This is a genomic window from Paenibacillus sp. FSL L8-0436 (assembly GCF_038593025.1).
GTDB lineage: Bacteria > Bacillota > Bacilli > Paenibacillales > Paenibacillaceae > Paenibacillus_AQ.
Window position 1 is genome coordinate 6,807,153 of sequence record NZ_CP151955.1, and the last position, 17,664, is coordinate 6,824,816.

A 17,664-nucleotide genomic window follows, 5' to 3' on the forward strand; every position below is an offset into this window, starting at 1 on the left:
TCTATCGAATCGTATTAAAGGCTTTCCTTTATACTAACATATCACGATTCGATAGTTACGGTCTTCGTGTTCTGTTCCCATTTTACGGTCAAACCTAGCTGTTCTGAGACCATTCTTAGAGGTACTAAAGTCCTGCCCTGTAGGATCAAAGGGGCTACTTCAGCACTCTGCCGTTTCCCGTTCAACACATATTCCTTGCTATTCACAGTAAGCTCCATAACTTTTGCACCGCGCAAAACCAAGATCTTCTTGGTGCTTGAATTCCAACCCGCACTGCCGCCAAACGCATCCATCACATATTTAATCGGCACATAAGTACTCTCCCCCTTAACAACCGGAGCTACGTCAATGGGTTTATCCGTTCCGTTCAGCGCCATGGATTTGGAACCAATTTTCATTACAGCGGTTCCCTTCGGAAGTCCGGCTTCACTGGAAAGCGACGGCATCACAAAGGAAAGATTGTCAAAGGCAACGGTGCCGGTTTTGGCCCGCTCGTCTTGTCCTTCTTCTACATTCACCACATACAATCTCTTTAAGGAAGCAGGGAATTTAATTCCGGAGCCTGACAAATCAATATTCAAGCTTTTCCAGCCGTTCCAGTCGATAACTTTGGCCAAATCAATATAAGCTGTAGTTCCGCTGCTGTCCACCACTTCAGCCCGCAGCCAATTCAAACTCATATCGCCCATGACATCAAGCGACATTGAGGTCGCTGCTGCCGGGATGCTTTTACCGCTCGTACCATTAAATTGGGCGTAGGCATACATCTTGCCATTGCCAGCCGTCATATCATAGCTGAGCGACAGCACCTTGGAGCCTGCCCGTTCAGCACTGCCGGCCGTAACCCCCGCAGTTCCTGTTACAGTGTTCACATTGGAAGTAAAGGCAATCGGATAGGTTACATTCTCAAAGTCTTCCCAGGTAGAAGCTGCTGCTGCCGACAATACAACTGCAGTGCTGAAACCATCATAACGGGCTATCGCATATCCGGTAGTCACACCAGGATTGACAGAATCAACTGTGAGCTTGCCATCCTGCACACTGCCCTTAAAACCGACGAACTCCCATTTGAGCGCTGAATTCGGTACTGAAATTGTTGCTCCGCTCTTGGCAGCTGCCGTCACAGGCACGGATACCGATGCACCGGCCGTAAGAGGCGCTGTAGCCGTTCCGACAGACAGACCGTTCAGATCTTCACCACCCAGAACAGTGACCTTAGTAGACGCGCTGGCTGTACCGCTGGTCGCTGTCAAAGTGACTGTCCCCGGCTTCACTCCGGTCACTTCCCCTGTACTTACACTTGCGCTGCCGTTGCTTGCTGTCCAAGCAGGGTTTGCAGCAGCTACATCGATTGGATTATAGTACGTATCATAGCCTTTTAAAGAATAGCTTGCCTTTTGTCCGATCAGAAGCACCGGGTCGCCGCTGATTTTAATCCCTTTTACTTCGCCTTTTGGAGCAGAGGTAAATACGCCAAGCCCGTTGACAATGCTGCGCTGCTCTTTGCCATACTCTGTATTAAACGTTAGCGTGGTGGAGGTTTCAGCCAAAGGCCGGTCTACCATCGTTGTGGAGCCGCCTCCGTCCAGATTAAGCCCCTTCCAGACACCGATATTCGTCATGAAGGATTGCAGCTCTGTCAGCGACATTCCGGCACTGTTGTCATTTTTCTCGGCTGCGATTACATAGGCATATCGTCCATCCTGTGAATACCCCAGCGCTGTGCGGGCACGGTAACCGCCAAGACTGCTGGTTGAGCGCGAGAAGGTCGCGGCTTTACCGCCATTGACCAGTATCGTATGTCCACCTATCATCATCTGCAGATTGGCGGGATCAAGCTCCTGCTGCGTTGTTTTGGAGCGTAGCTTATAGTCAGTGACCAGTTTTTGTCCTACAGCCAGGTGACCCGTAACAAACTGGGAAGCAAGTCCATGTGTCCGCAGAATATAGGCACCTTTAGGAACCGCTATTGCCAGAGCTTTACCGGCTTCTGAAATTTGGGTAATAGTACCATTTTCAACCAGAACCTCTGTGGGGCTGGCTGAGCTGTTCTTCGGCCGCTCCCGCGCCGTCCAGACATCCGTATAAATATAGGCAGCATTAGCATGGCTGTATGTAGAACTGCCGCCTTCAGGTGTATAGGCCCCTTTGTTGATACCTGATAACGGGAATTGCGAACCATCCTCCGCCGTCACCAGCCCTTCAAACGTAAATTCGTCAATCACAGGCTTGCGGTCCTTGGTAACAGCAAAGGCGTACATTCCATTAATCAGCGACGGCGTTGAAACAACAACTCCGCCCGTTACCTGTCCACCAATAGGAGCGCCTTCACCACTTGTATTGAAATAGTCTCCATTAACTGCAGCCACTGCGCCGGTTTCTGCAGCCATCCCCCCTGTGCTTTGGCGCGTAGTCAGGTTGCCGCCTTTGCCGGTCATCACATCTAGAGATACGTAGGGGTTAGTCAGATCTACACGTACTACATCTGCGAGTCCTGTCGCATTTTTGCCGGAGCGGGTGGTGACAAATTTATATTTCATCATAACTGCACCTGAAGTGATTACTTCCTCACCCAGTTTGGTTACTTTGAAGGAGGCTGCTGCCTGAGCCACCGATGCGGTTCCCGGCCCGAAATGAGGCAATCCTTCACTGCCGATTACCGGCATAATCCACAACACTCCTGCCAATGAAGCGGCGATCCATTTTTTAGCTGGCGACATTTTCATTCCCCGTAAATCTGCTCTGCTATTCTTGTCCTTGAATACTTCATTCATTTCAGCGTAACTCTCCCATCTCATTGTTAAAAATTTAAACTTCCCCATAGGTTCACATCTATTTTCAAAAATCTATAAACCGTTTTCTATGTTCCCGTTATACCTTTAATAGACTGAATTTAGGGGGAAAAGTTGCGAATAATACTAGATTCATGAATTTGAACTGACAAAAAGCGCCCGGCGCAAACCGGACGCTTGAGAACAGGCATCCAACGATTGCCAGGATAAATGGCACACTTGGATGCTCATGCGCTTGCAAGTGGAAACGACTTCGCCGTTTTCAAAATGACGATATCCGTTTCAGCGAGAAATAGAAGGATAATTTATCGCGTGCAGCATATAAATTCTTATATTTTTACAAAAAACCTGCCTTTGTCAGCATCCGCTGCAGCATTACTGCTGCTTGAGAGCGGGTGGCATTGCCTTGAGGCTGAAACTGGGCGCCAGGCATACCCAGAATAATTCCTTCCTGCACAGCTTTGGCCACAAACTCGGCACTTTGCCCCGAAACCTTGCTCTTATCTTTAAAGGCCGATAGTACGGATGTTGATGTGCCGCTAAGCGTAATCGGATTTTTGGTGTATTCCATAGCCCGTATCATCATTGTCGCCATATGCTCACGGGTAATATTGGCGTTGGGACGGAACGTGCCATCTGTATTGCCGGTTATAATTCCGGCCTTGGCCGCAGCGCCAATAGCATCCCCAATTTGGGTAGAGGCTTGAACATCACTGAAGCGCTGTGCTGTCTCACGGTCACCAAGCAGCCCAAGTCCTCTGCTTAGCATCACCGCGAACTCGGCACGGGTAATCTTCTGCTCCGGCTTAAAGGTGCTGCCGTAGCTGTTGTCTATAATATTTTTGGCTGCCAGCAACGCTACACTTGATTTGCTCCAGTGCCTGCTCATATCTGAAAAGCCACGGGTAGACAGGAACGTCCCTACCACCTGATTGCCTACCACCTTCGCCTGAATGAAGGTATAGCTTCCTGCCCCGCTGATTTTGCTAGGCAGATATGCCGCTTCAGAGTAGACAAGATCCAGTCTCGCCGATAATGTCTGGTCACTGACTAAAGAAGAAGTTGTACGGGCTGTATATTCACCCGGAACACTTAGAACCGTACTATTAGAATAATTTCCGCTTACCGCAACGGCCAAACGGATATCCACAAGGCTGGTTACACTCTGCAGTCCCTGAGTTTTAAGCGTTGCCTCAAGTGGCCCAAATGTACCGAACGGTACCTTTTCAAGTCTTAGCATCAGCGAGATATTGCTGCTGTCTGTAGTTAACTTGGACGCAAGGCCGGTCATATCTATGTCATTTAGTGCAAGATTGTACAGGCTGTCACCATAACGTATAGCAAAGGTTGCCTTACTGTCGCGTTTGACTGCTTCCAGCAGGGGCTTGAACGGTATAACTACATAGGCCCCCAATTCCGTGGAAGGGACTTCGAATGCCAGAGACGGACTGCCCATTTTATTGAGGTAATCATAGCTGGCAGTCAATCGGTCAGCCGTAAGGGTATATCTTTTTACCGACTGGTTATATAAGGAACGGTCTTCCGCAGAAGCTGCGGAGTCCCCTTTCAATAGCGGATACTCTTTGCCAAATTCACTTGCTGCCAGAGTTCCCAAATACGAAGGACGCCCGGTTGTGGATGTGCCTACACCGGTGAGATTCTGAACATAAAGTGAGCTGAATGAGGCAAGCGCACTGCCGTTCAGATCCAGAATATTACCGGAACCGGACATATAGGATAAATTGACGGCTTGTCCGGGTTTGACTACCGTGGACAACAGCAGCTTCAATGTACTTCCCGATACAGTATACGATTGTACACCCACACTGCTTCCATCTGCTCTCACGCCAAATTGGTTGGTGTACAAGCTTGAGGACGCCTGCATATTTTTGCTGAAGTTTACAATAAGCTCATCACCGGAGATGGTCGCTGAATTAATAAACGGCACTGTTGTTGTACCGTTACTGTTACTGCTGGTGCCTGAAACCGACACTGGCTGCAGGTTAATGTAAGCGGCCCGGTTGCCGTTCAGATCACTGACTCCGGCCGTTCCCGGTACATAAGAGATCGTAGTCGAGTTATTCGTGTTCAAGGCACTCGCAAGCGTCAAGGTTACCAGATTCCCGCTTACTTCTACGTTTGTCACATAATTAGGTGTATTCCCCACAAGTACGGAGAATTGGCTGTTCATCGGCAGATTAGCCGTTGACAATCCCTCATTATATGTAAGCACAATCTTATTTCCAGAGCCTGCAGCGCTTTGATAGACAGGTGCAGTTGAATCACTGGTATTACGGATATAAAAATCGTTAAAATTCGCTATATTCTGGCTATATTGATCTTGGACAGGATAAGATCCGGCATAATAAGCTAGGCGAATCGTCTGTCCATTCGGTGCATCACTACTTAGCCCCAGAATCACCGTGGAGCCACTGGAAGTGGAGGAAACCACTCCAAGCGAAACACCATCCGCATAAACAGAAAACTGGTTGAAGGCGTTGGTGGAAATCGCCTTAAGCGTATCATTGAAATTCAGCGTTAGTGTTTTTCCTGACAAGATTCCGTCCTTAGGTGCAGGAAGTGCCGTTTGGACTGTATTCGTTACCTGTCGTAGTGAAAACGTAGATGCTGCATTGCCGGCGGCATCCTGAATCGTTCTAAGGCCACCCGTATAGGCTATTTTGACAACTTGGCCTACTGCTACACCCGTGCTAAGGGTTACATACACACTGTCGCCTTGGATATATACACTCTCTACTGTCCTTCTCTCATCGTTGACGGTTACATTAAAGCTGGAAGACAGCAGAGCAACTGACGGACGAATTGCTTCATCATACTTGAGCCGGATCGTGCGGTTACTTTCGAGCTGTGTAGACACCAGAACCGGTGCCCTCTTATCTAATGCCACCGTTCGGAAACTCCAAGAGTTTTTCCCGCTGAGTCCCTCATATGAATTCGGATTATTTTTTTCAACAAAAGCACCTGGAGGAACATCAACGTAATAAACCGTATCGTTTTCGAGCGTATTTGAAGGCACGATTACGAATTCAGTGTCGTTATTCCCGATTACTTTTGATCCTAATTTAGTTCCATTGCTCTTATACAGGCTCACAGGATTCGTCTCAATATATTTACTTGGACGGTTGAAGGTAATCTTAATGGGCTGATCAAGCGCCGCAGATTCACTGCGGTCTGCCGGGCTGAGCGAGTCTACAGCGTAACCTGTTTGTGAGGTAGTTGTAAAACTCCATACATATGGTGTTCCTGAGGCAGGAAAAGCATTGCCATCTTGGTCATTAAACGCGCCTGCAGGAATAGTGACTGTGTAAATAGTATTATTCATCAGCGGACTCGTCGCCGATGTCGATGCCACCGTTATGGTTCTGGTCCCACCACCGGTAACAGCCGAGGAGTTCACATCAAAGTATCTTGTATCCGCTGCATTAGTGGAAGATAATCTGATCACTCCATTAACCGGCGTCATCGGCTGGTCAAAGTTCAGCTGAATGTTGCCGGCTGGGGATACGGCAGTAGCACCACTGGCTGGGGATACATTTACCGCAGCGCCTGTTCCCTTTGTGGAAAAACTCCAGATGTTCCCACTGGTTATTCCAGCGAAGGTTTTATTCTCATCATCCTTAAAGGCATAAGGATCGATTAGAACATAATAACTTTTTCCTGCCGTAAGTCTACTAGCAAGATTCAATCTCACTATCGTGGAAGAGTCATCGCTTTGCAAATTGACTGAATAATCTCCATCATTGACCTTGAATTCCTGAACAACTGAATTGTCTGCCGAGGAAATGAGTTTAATGGATCCACCGCTCTTTTGCAGCTTCTTGTTCAGCTTAAAGCTAAGCTGAGTCAGTGTTGTGGAATCTACCCGTGAATAGTTCGCCGGATTGAATTCGCTTGCCCCAATATTCAGGTTCATTTCAGGTGATGTGGTAAATGTCCATGAAGCAGCCGCTGAGTCAGCACCCGCCCCGTCCTTAAACAGTCCTCTGGGAACAGTGACGGTATAGGTTTTGTTCTTCTCCAGCTGCTTGCCTAATTTAACTTCGTATTCCGTAGAATTGCTGATTAGCCCAGAACTGCCGATAGGCACCGTCACATATGGCGTGCCTGAGTCTCGCGTAGTAAGGGTGATATCTCCACTCTGCGGATACACCTGACGATCGAATTTCAGCTTAATGGAGGACGATACATTTACATTGACCTCACCTGCTGTTGGCGAAGTTGCCATACTGAATTCGCTTGCAGCATAAACTGCTGAATTCCCGGGACCAATTGACGAATACCCTGCACTGAGCAGCAGATCTCCTGCCAGAATGAGTGCTGCTAATATTGAAATTTTCCTTTTCATGCGGTGATAGACTCCTCTCAAGCCATACTTTCGTCTTTACATATATTCTTATATTTCGGCTAAACGGCTTCCAAAGTTTAGAAGAGTTCCTCTATAAGATAAGTTCACTTATATATAGTTTCAGCATAACCATACAAAAAAGCCCGTAAAAGCAGCTCTTCCTTGAACCGAAGAATTGCCTTTACGGGCCTGATTCTAAAGCTATAATTTATATCCCAGCCTGGTCTTTAAGCATTTCTGCCTTGTCCACACGTTCCCAAGGAAGATCTATATCCGTACGTCCAAAATGACCGTAAGCTGCAGTTTGTCTATAAATCGGCTTGCGCAGATCCAGCATGGAAATGATTCCGGCCGGCCGCAAATCGAAGTTGCTGCTGATTAACTGAGCCATTTTTTCCTCACTGATTTTACCTGTTCCGTATGTATCTACATTAATCGAGACAGGATTAGCAACGCCAATGGCATAGGCCAGTTGAATCTCGCATTTGTCGGCAAGACCAGCGGCTACCAAATTCTTGGCGACATAACGGGCGGCGTAAGCTGCGGAACGGTCGACCTTAGTTGGATCCTTCCCTGAGAATGCCCCTCCACCATGACGGGCATATCCGCCATAAGTATCGACAATTATCTTGCGCCCAGTCAAGCCTGCATCACCTTGCGGACCGCCAATAACGAAACGGCCTGTCGGATTAATGAAATATTTAGTATTCTCATCTAGCAATTCGGCAGGAACAACTGGCAATATAACATGCTCTTTAATATCAGCCTGAATTTGCTCAAGCGAAATTTCTTCAGCATGCTGTGTGGATACCACTACAGTATCTACACGTACCGGTTTTTCGCCATCATACTCAATGGTCACCTGTGTCTTGCCATCAGGACGCAAATATTCCAAAGTGCCATTCTTACGGACCTCAGACAGGCGCCGGGCAATACGGTGGGATAAAGCAATTGGCAACGGCATCAGTTCAGGCGTTTCATTCGTAGCAAACCCGAACATCAACCCCTGATCACCGGCACCAATGTTGGCGGTTTCTTCAGCAACCTGTGCAGGGTCGCGGTTCTCCAGCGCAGCATTTACACCTTGGGCAATATCTGCAGACTGCTCATTCAACGAGCTGAGAACGGCACAAGTATTATAATCAAAGCCATATTTCGCCCGTGTATAGCCAATTTCCTTAATCGTATTACGTACAATGGCCGGTATATCTACATACTCCGACTTTGTACTAATTTCGCCAATGACGAGCACAAGACCCGTTGCAACCGCTACCTCACAGGCGACACGTGCGTTTGGATCATTAGCCAGAAAAGCATCCAGTACCGCATCAGAGATCTGATCACAGATCTTATCCGGATGTCCCTCCGTTACGGACTCGGAAGTGAATAAATGACGTCCTTTAATCGACATGTACAATAACCTCCCATATGGATAGTCTGACACTGTATAAGGGGGCTCCTTAACAAATAACAGGCCACATAAAATAAGTATAGTATAAATATCGGAATACCGCATATCTTAAAAAAATGAAACCTTTTCCGCATGGAAAAGGTTTATGGCTTTCCTCAAAAGTCATATTATCTTATTTGCCGGATGGTGTCAATTATAGCCAGTGTTACCCGTCATTGCGTAAGGCAGTAGCTTATACCCCGCAAGCAAACCCTAGAGTGGTTCGGGTATTAAGTAAACAAAGATTGCTCAGCTTGTTTGACCAGTCTCTTTGTAATCTCTCCACCTACAGATCCGTTGTCTCTGGATGTAAGATGTCCGAGGTACTGACTTCGCCCGATTCCACCTGTTCCACCCAAAGCCCCCAGTTCAGAACCAAACTCTGTATCAGCCCCGCCACCGTAAGAAGCTCCGTATAGTCCGAATTCAGCAGCGATCTCGTATTGCATCTGTTTAAGCATTGCCCGGCTCTCCGGTACAACTGTGCGATTAGTACGTGCCATGTTACAGCACCTCCTGAATTTTTTAAGATTACAGGAATTATTGTGTGCTCTTTACCAGGGCCCCAATCGCCTCAATGTTTGTCAACAGTGGTAAACTGTGCCGAAGTATGACGAATCTGATATTAGGACATCCTAATTTATATTCGAGCTTACTTCAATGTATAGGCTCCGCGCACCATAACAACCAGGCCACCGGTCTGACCCTCTTGCACCACTATGCCCCGTCCGGCACGAGGGAAAGATAACAGATGATTGGATGGTACTGCAGTACCGTTAACCAGATCTGCTCCATCCGTTAAATCAGCAACACCATTGCTGTCCTGAGAATAAATAGCAGCCTTTCCAGCGCGGACGATAAACTCGGCACCCGCTCCGGCAATCAGAGTCTGACCTGCTTTCACATCAACGATCTCAACTTCCTCGCCTTTATTTTGGCTAGGTGTTGCTGTAGGCGTAGGGGTTGCTGCAGGAGTTGGTGTCGCTGCTGGAGCCTGTGTAGCGATAGTTCCGCCCTGAATCGCTTTTTGGATCTGTTGATCTACATAGCTTTTGGTAACTACTGGATCTTCAGACGTCCCTGGCTGGTTGCCCACACTCGCACCGTCAGCTTGACCAAAAAAGAGGGATCCACCCCACAGACTGCCTGTAATAAGCACAGCTGCTGTGATTATTTTATACGTTGGTTTCATACTAACCTCCAATGTACTGGGATTGTAAGCCTTATTACATAAAAAATCTAAAAAAAAAAGAATAGCCTCCGAAGAGGCTATTCTGTGCTTCGGTAATCGGAGATTACTTAGCGTTTACTGTCTTATCACCAACGATAGTGTTACCTGCGATATCTGTAGCAGTTGCGCCATCGATAACTCTAACAGTAATATTGTTTATGTTGTTAGCGTTGAGGTCAGGATATCCTGCAAGTCTAACATAATATTTACCTGCATCGTTACCAACACCGGCGATGAAACCACTATTACCACCATTAATTGTTGCTGGAGTCGTCGTGTTGTTGTTCACAATAATTACGAAGTCGTTAGCCTTAAGAGTAGCAGCATTGATCGGCTCAGAGAATGTCAATTGCAGAAGTGAAGTATCTCCTGTAGAAACAGCTGCTGAATCCAAGGTTGGTTTAACACCATCTGCCAATACTGGCTTAATAGTAGCGCCGTAAGTACCATTTCCTGCAGTATCAGTAATACCGGATGCAATAAATTCAATTGCTTCAGTTTTGCTGATTGCTGATTTAGGAACGCGTACTTCAACTACTGCTTCTGTAGGAGCTGTTGAAGTTCCTTTAGATGACAATAGCTGCGGATAGGAATTGATAGGAAGTGCTTTGCTGCCCAAAGTATAGCTATTCAAATCACGCAGGGATGCCACATTCAGACCAACGTTGTCTTTAACTGTTACGGTGAAGACAACTTCAGTATCAGCTTTAACACCCTCAGAGTAAGTGATGCTTGTAACTACAGGTCTTTCAGTATCAGTAGTAGTTGCAGCTGCTGCAGTAACATTAACAGTAGTGCCAACTGATTTGTTCTTAGCAAGTGCCAAATCTGTTACTAGACCAGCAGGAAGACGCAGAGTATAAGTTCCACTAAGACCCTTCACATTTGGATATGTGAGCTTAGTACCGTCAACAATCTTAGCACCACTGAAATCAACACCAGTTACTACTAGACCAGTAGAATCGCTAATCAATGTTGGTGTTCCACCTACCAGAGTAACATCTTCGGAGTATGGTACAACCAGACCTTTATCAGTGCTGAATGCTGCGTTAGAAGCTACAGGAGCCGTAGTATCCTTCACAAGTGTGATCGGTTGAGTCACTGGTGTACCAAGCGTGTTGCCCAATGTGTCTTTAACAGTTGCTCCGAAAACAAGTGATCCAGTGTAAGAACCGGAATCTGGCAGTTTGAATCCAGCAGGAACTTTAAACTTAATAGTGTCACTGTCAGCAGTTGCTTCGACACTAAGTGTTCCTTGGGACTCTCCATAAGTATTCAAGAATTTAACGTTACCAATCAAGGACTGATAGTTAACTTTCTTGTTGAACTTGACAGTGATAAGGCTATCACCTGTTGCAGTAACAGAAGTAATTGCAGGAGCAGCAGTATCAGAAGTTACAGCTACGCTTGTTTTGATCGGATTAGGACTTATCAGGTTGCCAGCAAAGTCACTAACATTCAACAAGGATACATCATAAGTTGTACCAGTCTTCAATGTTCCTGCAGTCAAGCTGAAGGTGTCGTAAGTTTCACGAGTTACTGAAGCGGACACACCGTTCACGCTAGCAATGATTCCAGCTGGTTTAACTGGCTCACTGAACTTCACAAGCACTTTATTAGTAGTGTCCTTAGCTACAGCAGTTACGCTTGCAACTGTTGGAGCCACTGTATCAGCAACAGTCAACATCTGGCTGTACTGAGCAAGAGCTGTTCCAGCAGTTGTCTTAACTGCATCTGTTACAACAACAGTGTATTGGCCTTTAAGGAATTCAAGACCCGGGAAGGTAACAACCGCTTCAGTTCCAGCTGCGTTAACGCTCACTTCAGCACCATCTACAGTAATAGCAGGTTGGTTATTCAAAGGGATTACTCTGATAACACCGGATTTAAGCTTATCGCTAGAAACTACAGTTGAAGTATCAATTGCACGGTTGAATGTTACTTGCAATTGCTTAGCGTTTGGAGCATTTACAGAAACAACCTTAGGAGCTGCAAGAGTAACCTTCACGGTGTAATCAACGTTGTTGTGTTTGAAAGGAACTGTAGTTTCAACGCCTTCTACCAAAGCAGTAGTCAGAGTTACAGTTGTTGTAGATTTATCAGAGAAAGTCACCAATACGCTAGTTGGGTTCAAAGCTTCACCCGAAACTACTGTAGGAGCTTTCGAGTAGTTAGCAGCAGCATAAGCCGCTTCTACTACCAAAGAGCGGGTAGCGTTGGATTTGAAATCAAGACCCTTTGCAACTAGACCAGCGTCAACAACTGCTTGTGCGTAACCTTTAGCCCATACAGCTGCATTGTTGTCAGTTGTAGTAGGAGTTTCAAGTTTCAAAGCACGGTGCAGTACAGCTGCAATTTCTTGCACTGTAACTTTACCATTGAAGTTAAAGAGACCTTTTACAGTGTCAGTTCCCTTCATGTATCCAGCTGCAGTTACAGCTTCAATGTATGGCGCTGCCCACATAGTTTTAGTGTAACCTTTGTCTTTGTAAGACAATGTTGTAGGAGTTACTTCTGGAAGATCAAACAATTTAGTGATGATCTTCGCGAATTCAGCGCGAGTCAGATCTTTTTCAAGATGAGATTGACCGTCTGGGTACCCTTCAACAATACCTTTCGCTGCCAAAGCATCAAATTTCGCTTGTGGAGTTGTTGCAGTTTCACCAAATGCTACAGAGGCAAACATCGAGAATGCCATTGCTGTAGATAATGCTACGGATAAAATTTTCTTCATAACCTTTTTTTCTCCTCCTTGGACGTTCATGAACTGAGATTTTTCTTTAGTTGGGTAGCTCATGTCACTCATTAGCCGATGCACCCCCTTTCCCGAGTTGAGCATATTAAGTATAAATAATGTCTGTGACGGGTATCACAGAAACTTGTAAACCGGTTTAAGGCATGACAATACTAGATTCCTAATTCTACCTAAGTATTATACAATGTGCCTCAAGTCACGTAAAGCTAATTTTTCCAATCACTGCGCCTTCATTGATTTGGGTCATCCCAAATGTCTGGTGCAAATGACTCTACACTTTAAACGCAGAAGTTCCGGAAAAGTTGCGCCTTACTCAAAAAAAGTTTTTTTGGCATCCCGATGCCGCTCCAATAGAAGAGCATATGTAGTTCTACTAACTATTGCTAATCATGGGTGACTACGGGAAACAGTATAGCACATGAACTTTCGAAACGTCATTAAACAATATTTGTTAAGTTAATAAACATAATCACCTTTTTTCAAACCCAGAAATTTCTTTATCAGCCAAAACAAAAAAGCGCCTTAACCGGCGCTTTCACTTTATAGCATATAACTAACGGATCTTCATCGATAGCTGAATCAATTCCTGCCGCTTCTCAGGGCTTGAATTGACACCCTCGTACATAGTGTCAATCGCTACGCGGTTCTCCCGATAGCTCTTCTCATGCTTAATTGTAGTATGAGACCATTCAATTAATGCATTCTCCGCAATAACAAGATCATTGTATGCATCATGGAATCCTGTAGCTTGTACAAGTTCCTCCATTAGATCCTGTGAGATTTCCTGCAACGCTCTTTTTGCTGTGATTTCCTTTTCCAGGATCTTCGCTCTATTCTCAAACATATTCTTTGCTTTCATATAATCCAATTGTGCTTTTGCTAAAATCGGTTTCATGGATGGCTTTCACCTTTCAGAAAATATTATTTTCAATATTATTGTAACGTAAATGGGAGCAGATTACAAAGTTATCTAAATGGAAATGCAACCTGCATGAAGTCACAGCTGCTCCGAAGAACTATATATAGTTCGTTTCTTATTATACCCAAAGAAAATTGATTTATAAAGGCATACCCTTAACAACTCTATTTGCATACAAAACGGAGGGCAAGTAACCAGCCCTCCGTAATATCATAACAAATTAAAATGTATCTAGCTCAGGGTTTTAGGGAAGATGGTGGTGCTCTTCTTTAACAGTTCTACTGCGATCTTTCCTGCCTCAGCTCTGGTCATATTAGACTTAGGATTAAAGTTGTAAGAAGCCTTCTTTTGACCAGCTATGCTTACTTCAGCCCCATTCATAATTTTCGCCTTCGAAACTGCTTGGACTGCCGACAAGGCGTAAGATTCTATTTTACCGGAATCCAAAAACGACTTGGCGACTGAATCCTTTAATTTCTGATCGTTAGCTGCCAATTTCAATTTCAGGGCTCTGGCAATCATTACAGCTGCCTGCTCACGAGTAATTGGCTGATCCGGAGCAAATACTCCATCGGTAAGTCCAGTCACTATGCCTGCTCTCGACGCAGTTTCAATATGAGCATAGTCCCATGTGATTGAACTTGCTCCAGGCACCAGATCGGAATACGTCTTGTTGTCATCATAGTTAAGTGGAAGATTCAACCCTTTAACCAGAAGTGTCGCGAATTCACCTCGTGTCGCTTGATCGTCTGTTCCAAATTGCTCAAACCGAAGATTTTTCATAATCCCCTTTGAGTAAAGAGCGTTCAAAATATTTCTCGCCCATTGATGATTCGTAACGTCATTATAGCCTCGGCTCATTTTCATTACCTTATAATACCCAAATTCATCAAAAGGAACGGAGATCGTGTGCTTATTGGTATCTACAGTACCGCCAATATTCTCCCATTCCCGTTTATTGTTGTATTTGAAGACTGTAACAATAGTTCCCGCGTCTTGTACAACATTCGGGTCAAAGGCTAATGTCAATTTCCCCCGCTTAGACGGTGTAATGATACGTTCCGCAGGAGTCTGTGGATCCCCAAACAATCCATCTACAGAATAAGGAGCCAAACCATTCGTAGCTGGAATATGCCCTGGCGTTGATGTGGTTCCAAGCTCACCCAATCCTCCGCTGATCCAATACACTTCCGATATACGTCCAAAATTGCTGCTCTCATAAGGAGAATTGAACCGGAGCGTAAATTCATCTGGAATCGTCCAAGTTGGTATGCCACTCTCTTTAAAGGTTTCAGGGAAGCCGATGACGTTCCCATAATCGTTACGCCGTTCTACAACACCCGTGGCTGGGTCTGCAATCCCAAAGCGTAGCTTGTTATTAGGATAGTACTTCGTCAAATTACGCGTATCCGTACTTTGCATTACCGTTCCTTTAGGGAAGGTTAATTCCACTGCTTTGTTAAACACACTGTATTTGTCTGCTGTTTTGGGTGACATGTATTGTGCATCGACTGCTACTGTACCGGTATAGAATATTGAAATAGTGTCTGTACTTGTCGTAGCACCGCGAACAATTTGAATTTTGATGCTGTTAGCTTTATCTGCCTTCAACCCTACATAGTCCAGTGCAAATCTCCCTGGCCCCAAATCCGTACGTTTGACTGCTTTTTCTTTGTCTATGATGACATCTGTAGCCCCTTCAGCTTCAATATCAAAATGAACAAAGTTTTTATTAACAACATATTGAGTACCTACAGAAGGCTGAGGAGAGAGAATACGATACGCACTTACTTCTCTAACAATCTCCAGCTTCTGACTGGTTTTGGCTCCTGTACTATTTATCAGCTCAAGAGTGTAAATATACGTTCCTGGCGTATCATTCACAAGATCCTGAATCCGCATTACAAAGTCTTTTTGACTCCCAGCAAAACTGGTGGTATAGCGTTTATCTGCAAAACTCGGGCTGGGAGTAATCGGTGGATTGGGAATGGCAGGAATATCAAGTGACAGGATATTTTTTGTTCCCATATTCAAATTGAGTTTTACCGCACCGCTTCCTCTAAGTACCAGATCATAAGTTTTCAAGCTGGTAGTATACTGATTATCTTTGTATATAAAATCAGGAGTTAAGTTAAATAGTTTGGTCAGCAGTTCATCCGTTGGTCCAAACTCCCTATCAGGAAACGTACTTCTAGCAGTACCCACCGCGGGTTGAAACTTACTTATGGTTGATACGTTCTCATCGAGAATGTAAATGCGCAGTTCCTTGCGGACTTCCCGGGTTTGCCCCTTTTCATCCGTACCTGTGCCTGTAAAGACAATTTTATTCTCTCCAAACACTAATGGACCCGTGGTCGCATTAATCGCTAAATTAACTTCAAATCCACCTGCGGCGCTTTTAAACCAAGTTTTATCTAAGCCGGTTGATCTTTGTTTTGTTCCATTCACATACATTTCAGCCACGAAGTAATCGGAGTTTGAATTGAAATCAATATATTGCCCCTTAATAGCAAGGCTCTTGCCAGCCTCGGAATCAATAACAATAGTCTGTCCATCTGTAAGGTTGGATACATAAATATAGCTTTTAGAGGCAAAGGAAATATTAACATCCTTATATGCAGAGGAACCCTCAATGTTAAATCTAACGGTCTGGTTCCCGTTTTGGAAATCCTTTATTTTAAAGATATGCTGTGTATCTGAAACAGAAGTCACCAACTCCGGTGTCAGACCTGCAGTGGAAATCGGTAAATATTTCGCAATCAGTTTCGCCGGGCTAGTCACTGCTGCATTTGTTTTAACCGAGATATAGAACTCACTGGCATCCACCTTAGCCCCATTCAGAGCTATCCCGGGTGGAATAACGCCAGTTCCATCGTATCCTGCAAGATATTTCATATCCGTGATTACGATTCTATCTTTCATATACTGAAAATCAAAAGAACGATTTATAGTTTTAGTTCCGTAAGCTACCGAAAGATTATGTGTTTGCGTCTCTAATCTGTTCGCTGGCGTTGCATTGTCTTTGTTTAGGGTCAGCGGCATCTCAAAAGAAACCAGCCGATAGGACGGTGCATTCTTGATAGGAGAGGGTACCAAAACCTCATCTCCCGCGTTCAATGCGATAAGACCAGCGCTGTCCAATGTTATACCGCTCCCATAGGTAGGCGTTGATACTGCTCCATTCATTTTCACTACTGCCGAACCCGCAAAAGGGACTCCCGCAGTATCCTCAATCATCATTTGAACCATTAATTTTGCAGTATCTGAACCTTCTGTCATCACCGGCTGACCACCCAGCAGGTCCTGACCCTGATTGTGCGAATCAACCAAATACATTTTAACTATAGGATTCTTCTCATCATAATAAAAAAGCGTATATTCAAAGCTCAACGTATCTGAGCCATTCTGCACGACTAATTTCAGATTATTGACACCCGGATTAAGCGCCATACGCTGTGAGAAGAACGTTCCATCCTGCAGTAAGGAGGTATTTGATGCACTTTCATTATTAATGGCAGCAGTAACCTTTGTTGCATTTAACGCTTTACCTTCAAGTGTAATTTCTTTGGTGGCTACGACCAATTGTGCTCCTTCGTTCAAATTAAGCTTCTCTGAGCCACCCAGAACTTGAAGTCTCTCGACATAAGGAACCTGATCAAATAGTACATAAAAAGCCTCAGAGCGATCATTGCTTCCCTGTGAGCCTGTAAGAGTAATCTTGTTCATGCCTGGAAACAATGTCAGATTTGCGGTAAAGCGGTTGTCAGGACTGTCAATATCCAACTGCACAACACCTGGCGTTACATGAGTAGCATCTTCCACCCATTTCCCATCATCCCAGTTCAAACGTTGTACATTGGCCCCCAGAGTAGAACTCGTAACTTTTGTAAACGTTCCTGTAACTGGTAAACTAGCATCCGTTACCTGTAATACATTAGTTCTTGAGATTTGATTTGTTGCTGGAGGCAGTAATGTCAGATCAACAGTGTTTCTCAATTTCGTATTATCTGGCGTAAAATAACTGGTAGGCTTAAGCGTATCTGCAGCCACTGCAGTATTCATAAGTCCAGTTGGAATTAAAGATACAATTAAGGCGAACAGAAGCGTCCATACAAATGGCTTTCTCATGCGCTGCATGTCATTAATCTCTC

The 17,664-nt window shown here is 45.1% G+C and carries 8 protein-coding genes; all 8 read right to left on the bottom strand.

The genetic code is table 11. The annotated features are described in order from the left end of the window. Positions 1-41: 41 nt before the first annotated feature. The 8 genes from NSS79_RS31485 to NSS79_RS31520 all read right to left on the bottom strand — a co-directional run bounded on the left by NSS79_RS31485 (position 42) and on the right by NSS79_RS31520 (position 17,650). Positions 42-2,726: a stalk domain-containing protein gene (locus NSS79_RS31485; RefSeq protein WP_342440477.1), complete on the bottom strand. Its 2,685-nt coding sequence runs from the start codon at positions 2,724-2,726 to the stop codon at positions 42-44. 403 nt (positions 2,727-3,129) lie between these two features. After that, the gene (locus NSS79_RS31490) at positions 3,130-7,158 is read right to left on the bottom strand and encodes an Ig-like domain-containing protein (RefSeq protein ID WP_342437438.1); all 4,029 of its coding nucleotides are present in this window, start codon (positions 7,156-7,158) and stop codon (positions 3,130-3,132) included. Between the two features lie 208 nt (positions 7,159-7,366). Continuing rightward, positions 7,367-8,569 (bottom strand): methionine adenosyltransferase, encoded by a 1,203-nt coding sequence (gene metK, locus NSS79_RS31495; protein WP_076109642.1) that lies wholly within the window; start codon positions 8,567-8,569, stop codon positions 7,367-7,369. Positions 8,570-8,838: 269 nt separating this feature from the next. Then, complete coding sequence (locus NSS79_RS31500; protein WP_342437439.1) at positions 8,839-9,111, bottom strand: alpha/beta-type small acid-soluble spore protein; 273 nt, start codon at positions 9,109-9,111, stop codon at positions 8,839-8,841. A 149-nt stretch (positions 9,112-9,260) separates the two neighbouring features. Further along, entirely contained in the window at positions 9,261-9,800 is a 540-nt protein-coding gene (locus tag NSS79_RS31505; RefSeq protein ID WP_038597360.1) for a hypothetical protein, read from the bottom strand. A gap of 103 nt (positions 9,801-9,903) precedes the next feature. After that, a complete protein-coding gene (locus NSS79_RS31510) occupies positions 9,904-12,645 on the bottom strand; it encodes a hypothetical protein (protein ID WP_342437440.1) in 2,742 nt (913 codons plus the stop codon). A 502-nt stretch (positions 12,646-13,147) separates the two neighbouring features. Beyond that, positions 13,148-13,489 (bottom strand): hypothetical protein, encoded by a 342-nt coding sequence (locus NSS79_RS31515; protein ID WP_342437441.1) that lies wholly within the window; start codon positions 13,487-13,489, stop codon positions 13,148-13,150. A 255-nt stretch (positions 13,490-13,744) separates the two neighbouring features. Beyond that, complete coding sequence (locus tag NSS79_RS31520) at positions 13,745-17,650, bottom strand: S-layer homology domain-containing protein (RefSeq protein WP_342437442.1); 3,906 nt, start codon at positions 17,648-17,650, stop codon at positions 13,745-13,747. Positions 17,651-17,664: the final 14 nt, after the last annotated feature.

What these genes read in the sequence shown, in the direction of transcription:
- NSS79_RS31485 (WP_342440477.1), bottom strand. Translation starts at nt 2,726, where the DNA reads ATGAAAATGTCGCCAGCTAAAAAATGGATCGCCGCTTCATTGGCAGGA.
- NSS79_RS31490 (WP_342437438.1), bottom strand. Translation starts at nt 7,158, where the DNA reads ATGAAAAGGAAAATTTCAATATTAGCAGCACTCATTCTGGCAGGAGAT.
- metK (WP_076109642.1), bottom strand. Translation starts at nt 8,569, where the DNA reads ATGTCGATTAAAGGACGTCATTTATTCACTTCCGAGTCCGTAACGGAG.
- NSS79_RS31500 (WP_342437439.1), bottom strand. Translation starts at nt 9,111, where the DNA reads ATGGCACGTACTAATCGCACAGTTGTACCGGAGAGCCGGGCAATGCTT.
- NSS79_RS31505 (WP_038597360.1), bottom strand. Translation starts at nt 9,800, where the DNA reads ATGAAACCAACGTATAAAATAATCACAGCAGCTGTGCTTATTACAGGC.
- NSS79_RS31510 (WP_342437440.1), bottom strand. Translation starts at nt 12,645, where the DNA reads ATGAGTGACATGAGCTACCCAACTAAAGAAAAATCTCAGTTCATGAAC.
- NSS79_RS31515 (WP_342437441.1), bottom strand. Translation starts at nt 13,489, where the DNA reads ATGAAACCGATTTTAGCAAAAGCACAATTGGATTATATGAAAGCAAAG.
- NSS79_RS31520 (WP_342437442.1), bottom strand. Translation starts at nt 17,650, where the DNA reads ATGCAGCGCATGAGAAAGCCATTTGTATGGACGCTTCTGTTCGCCTTA.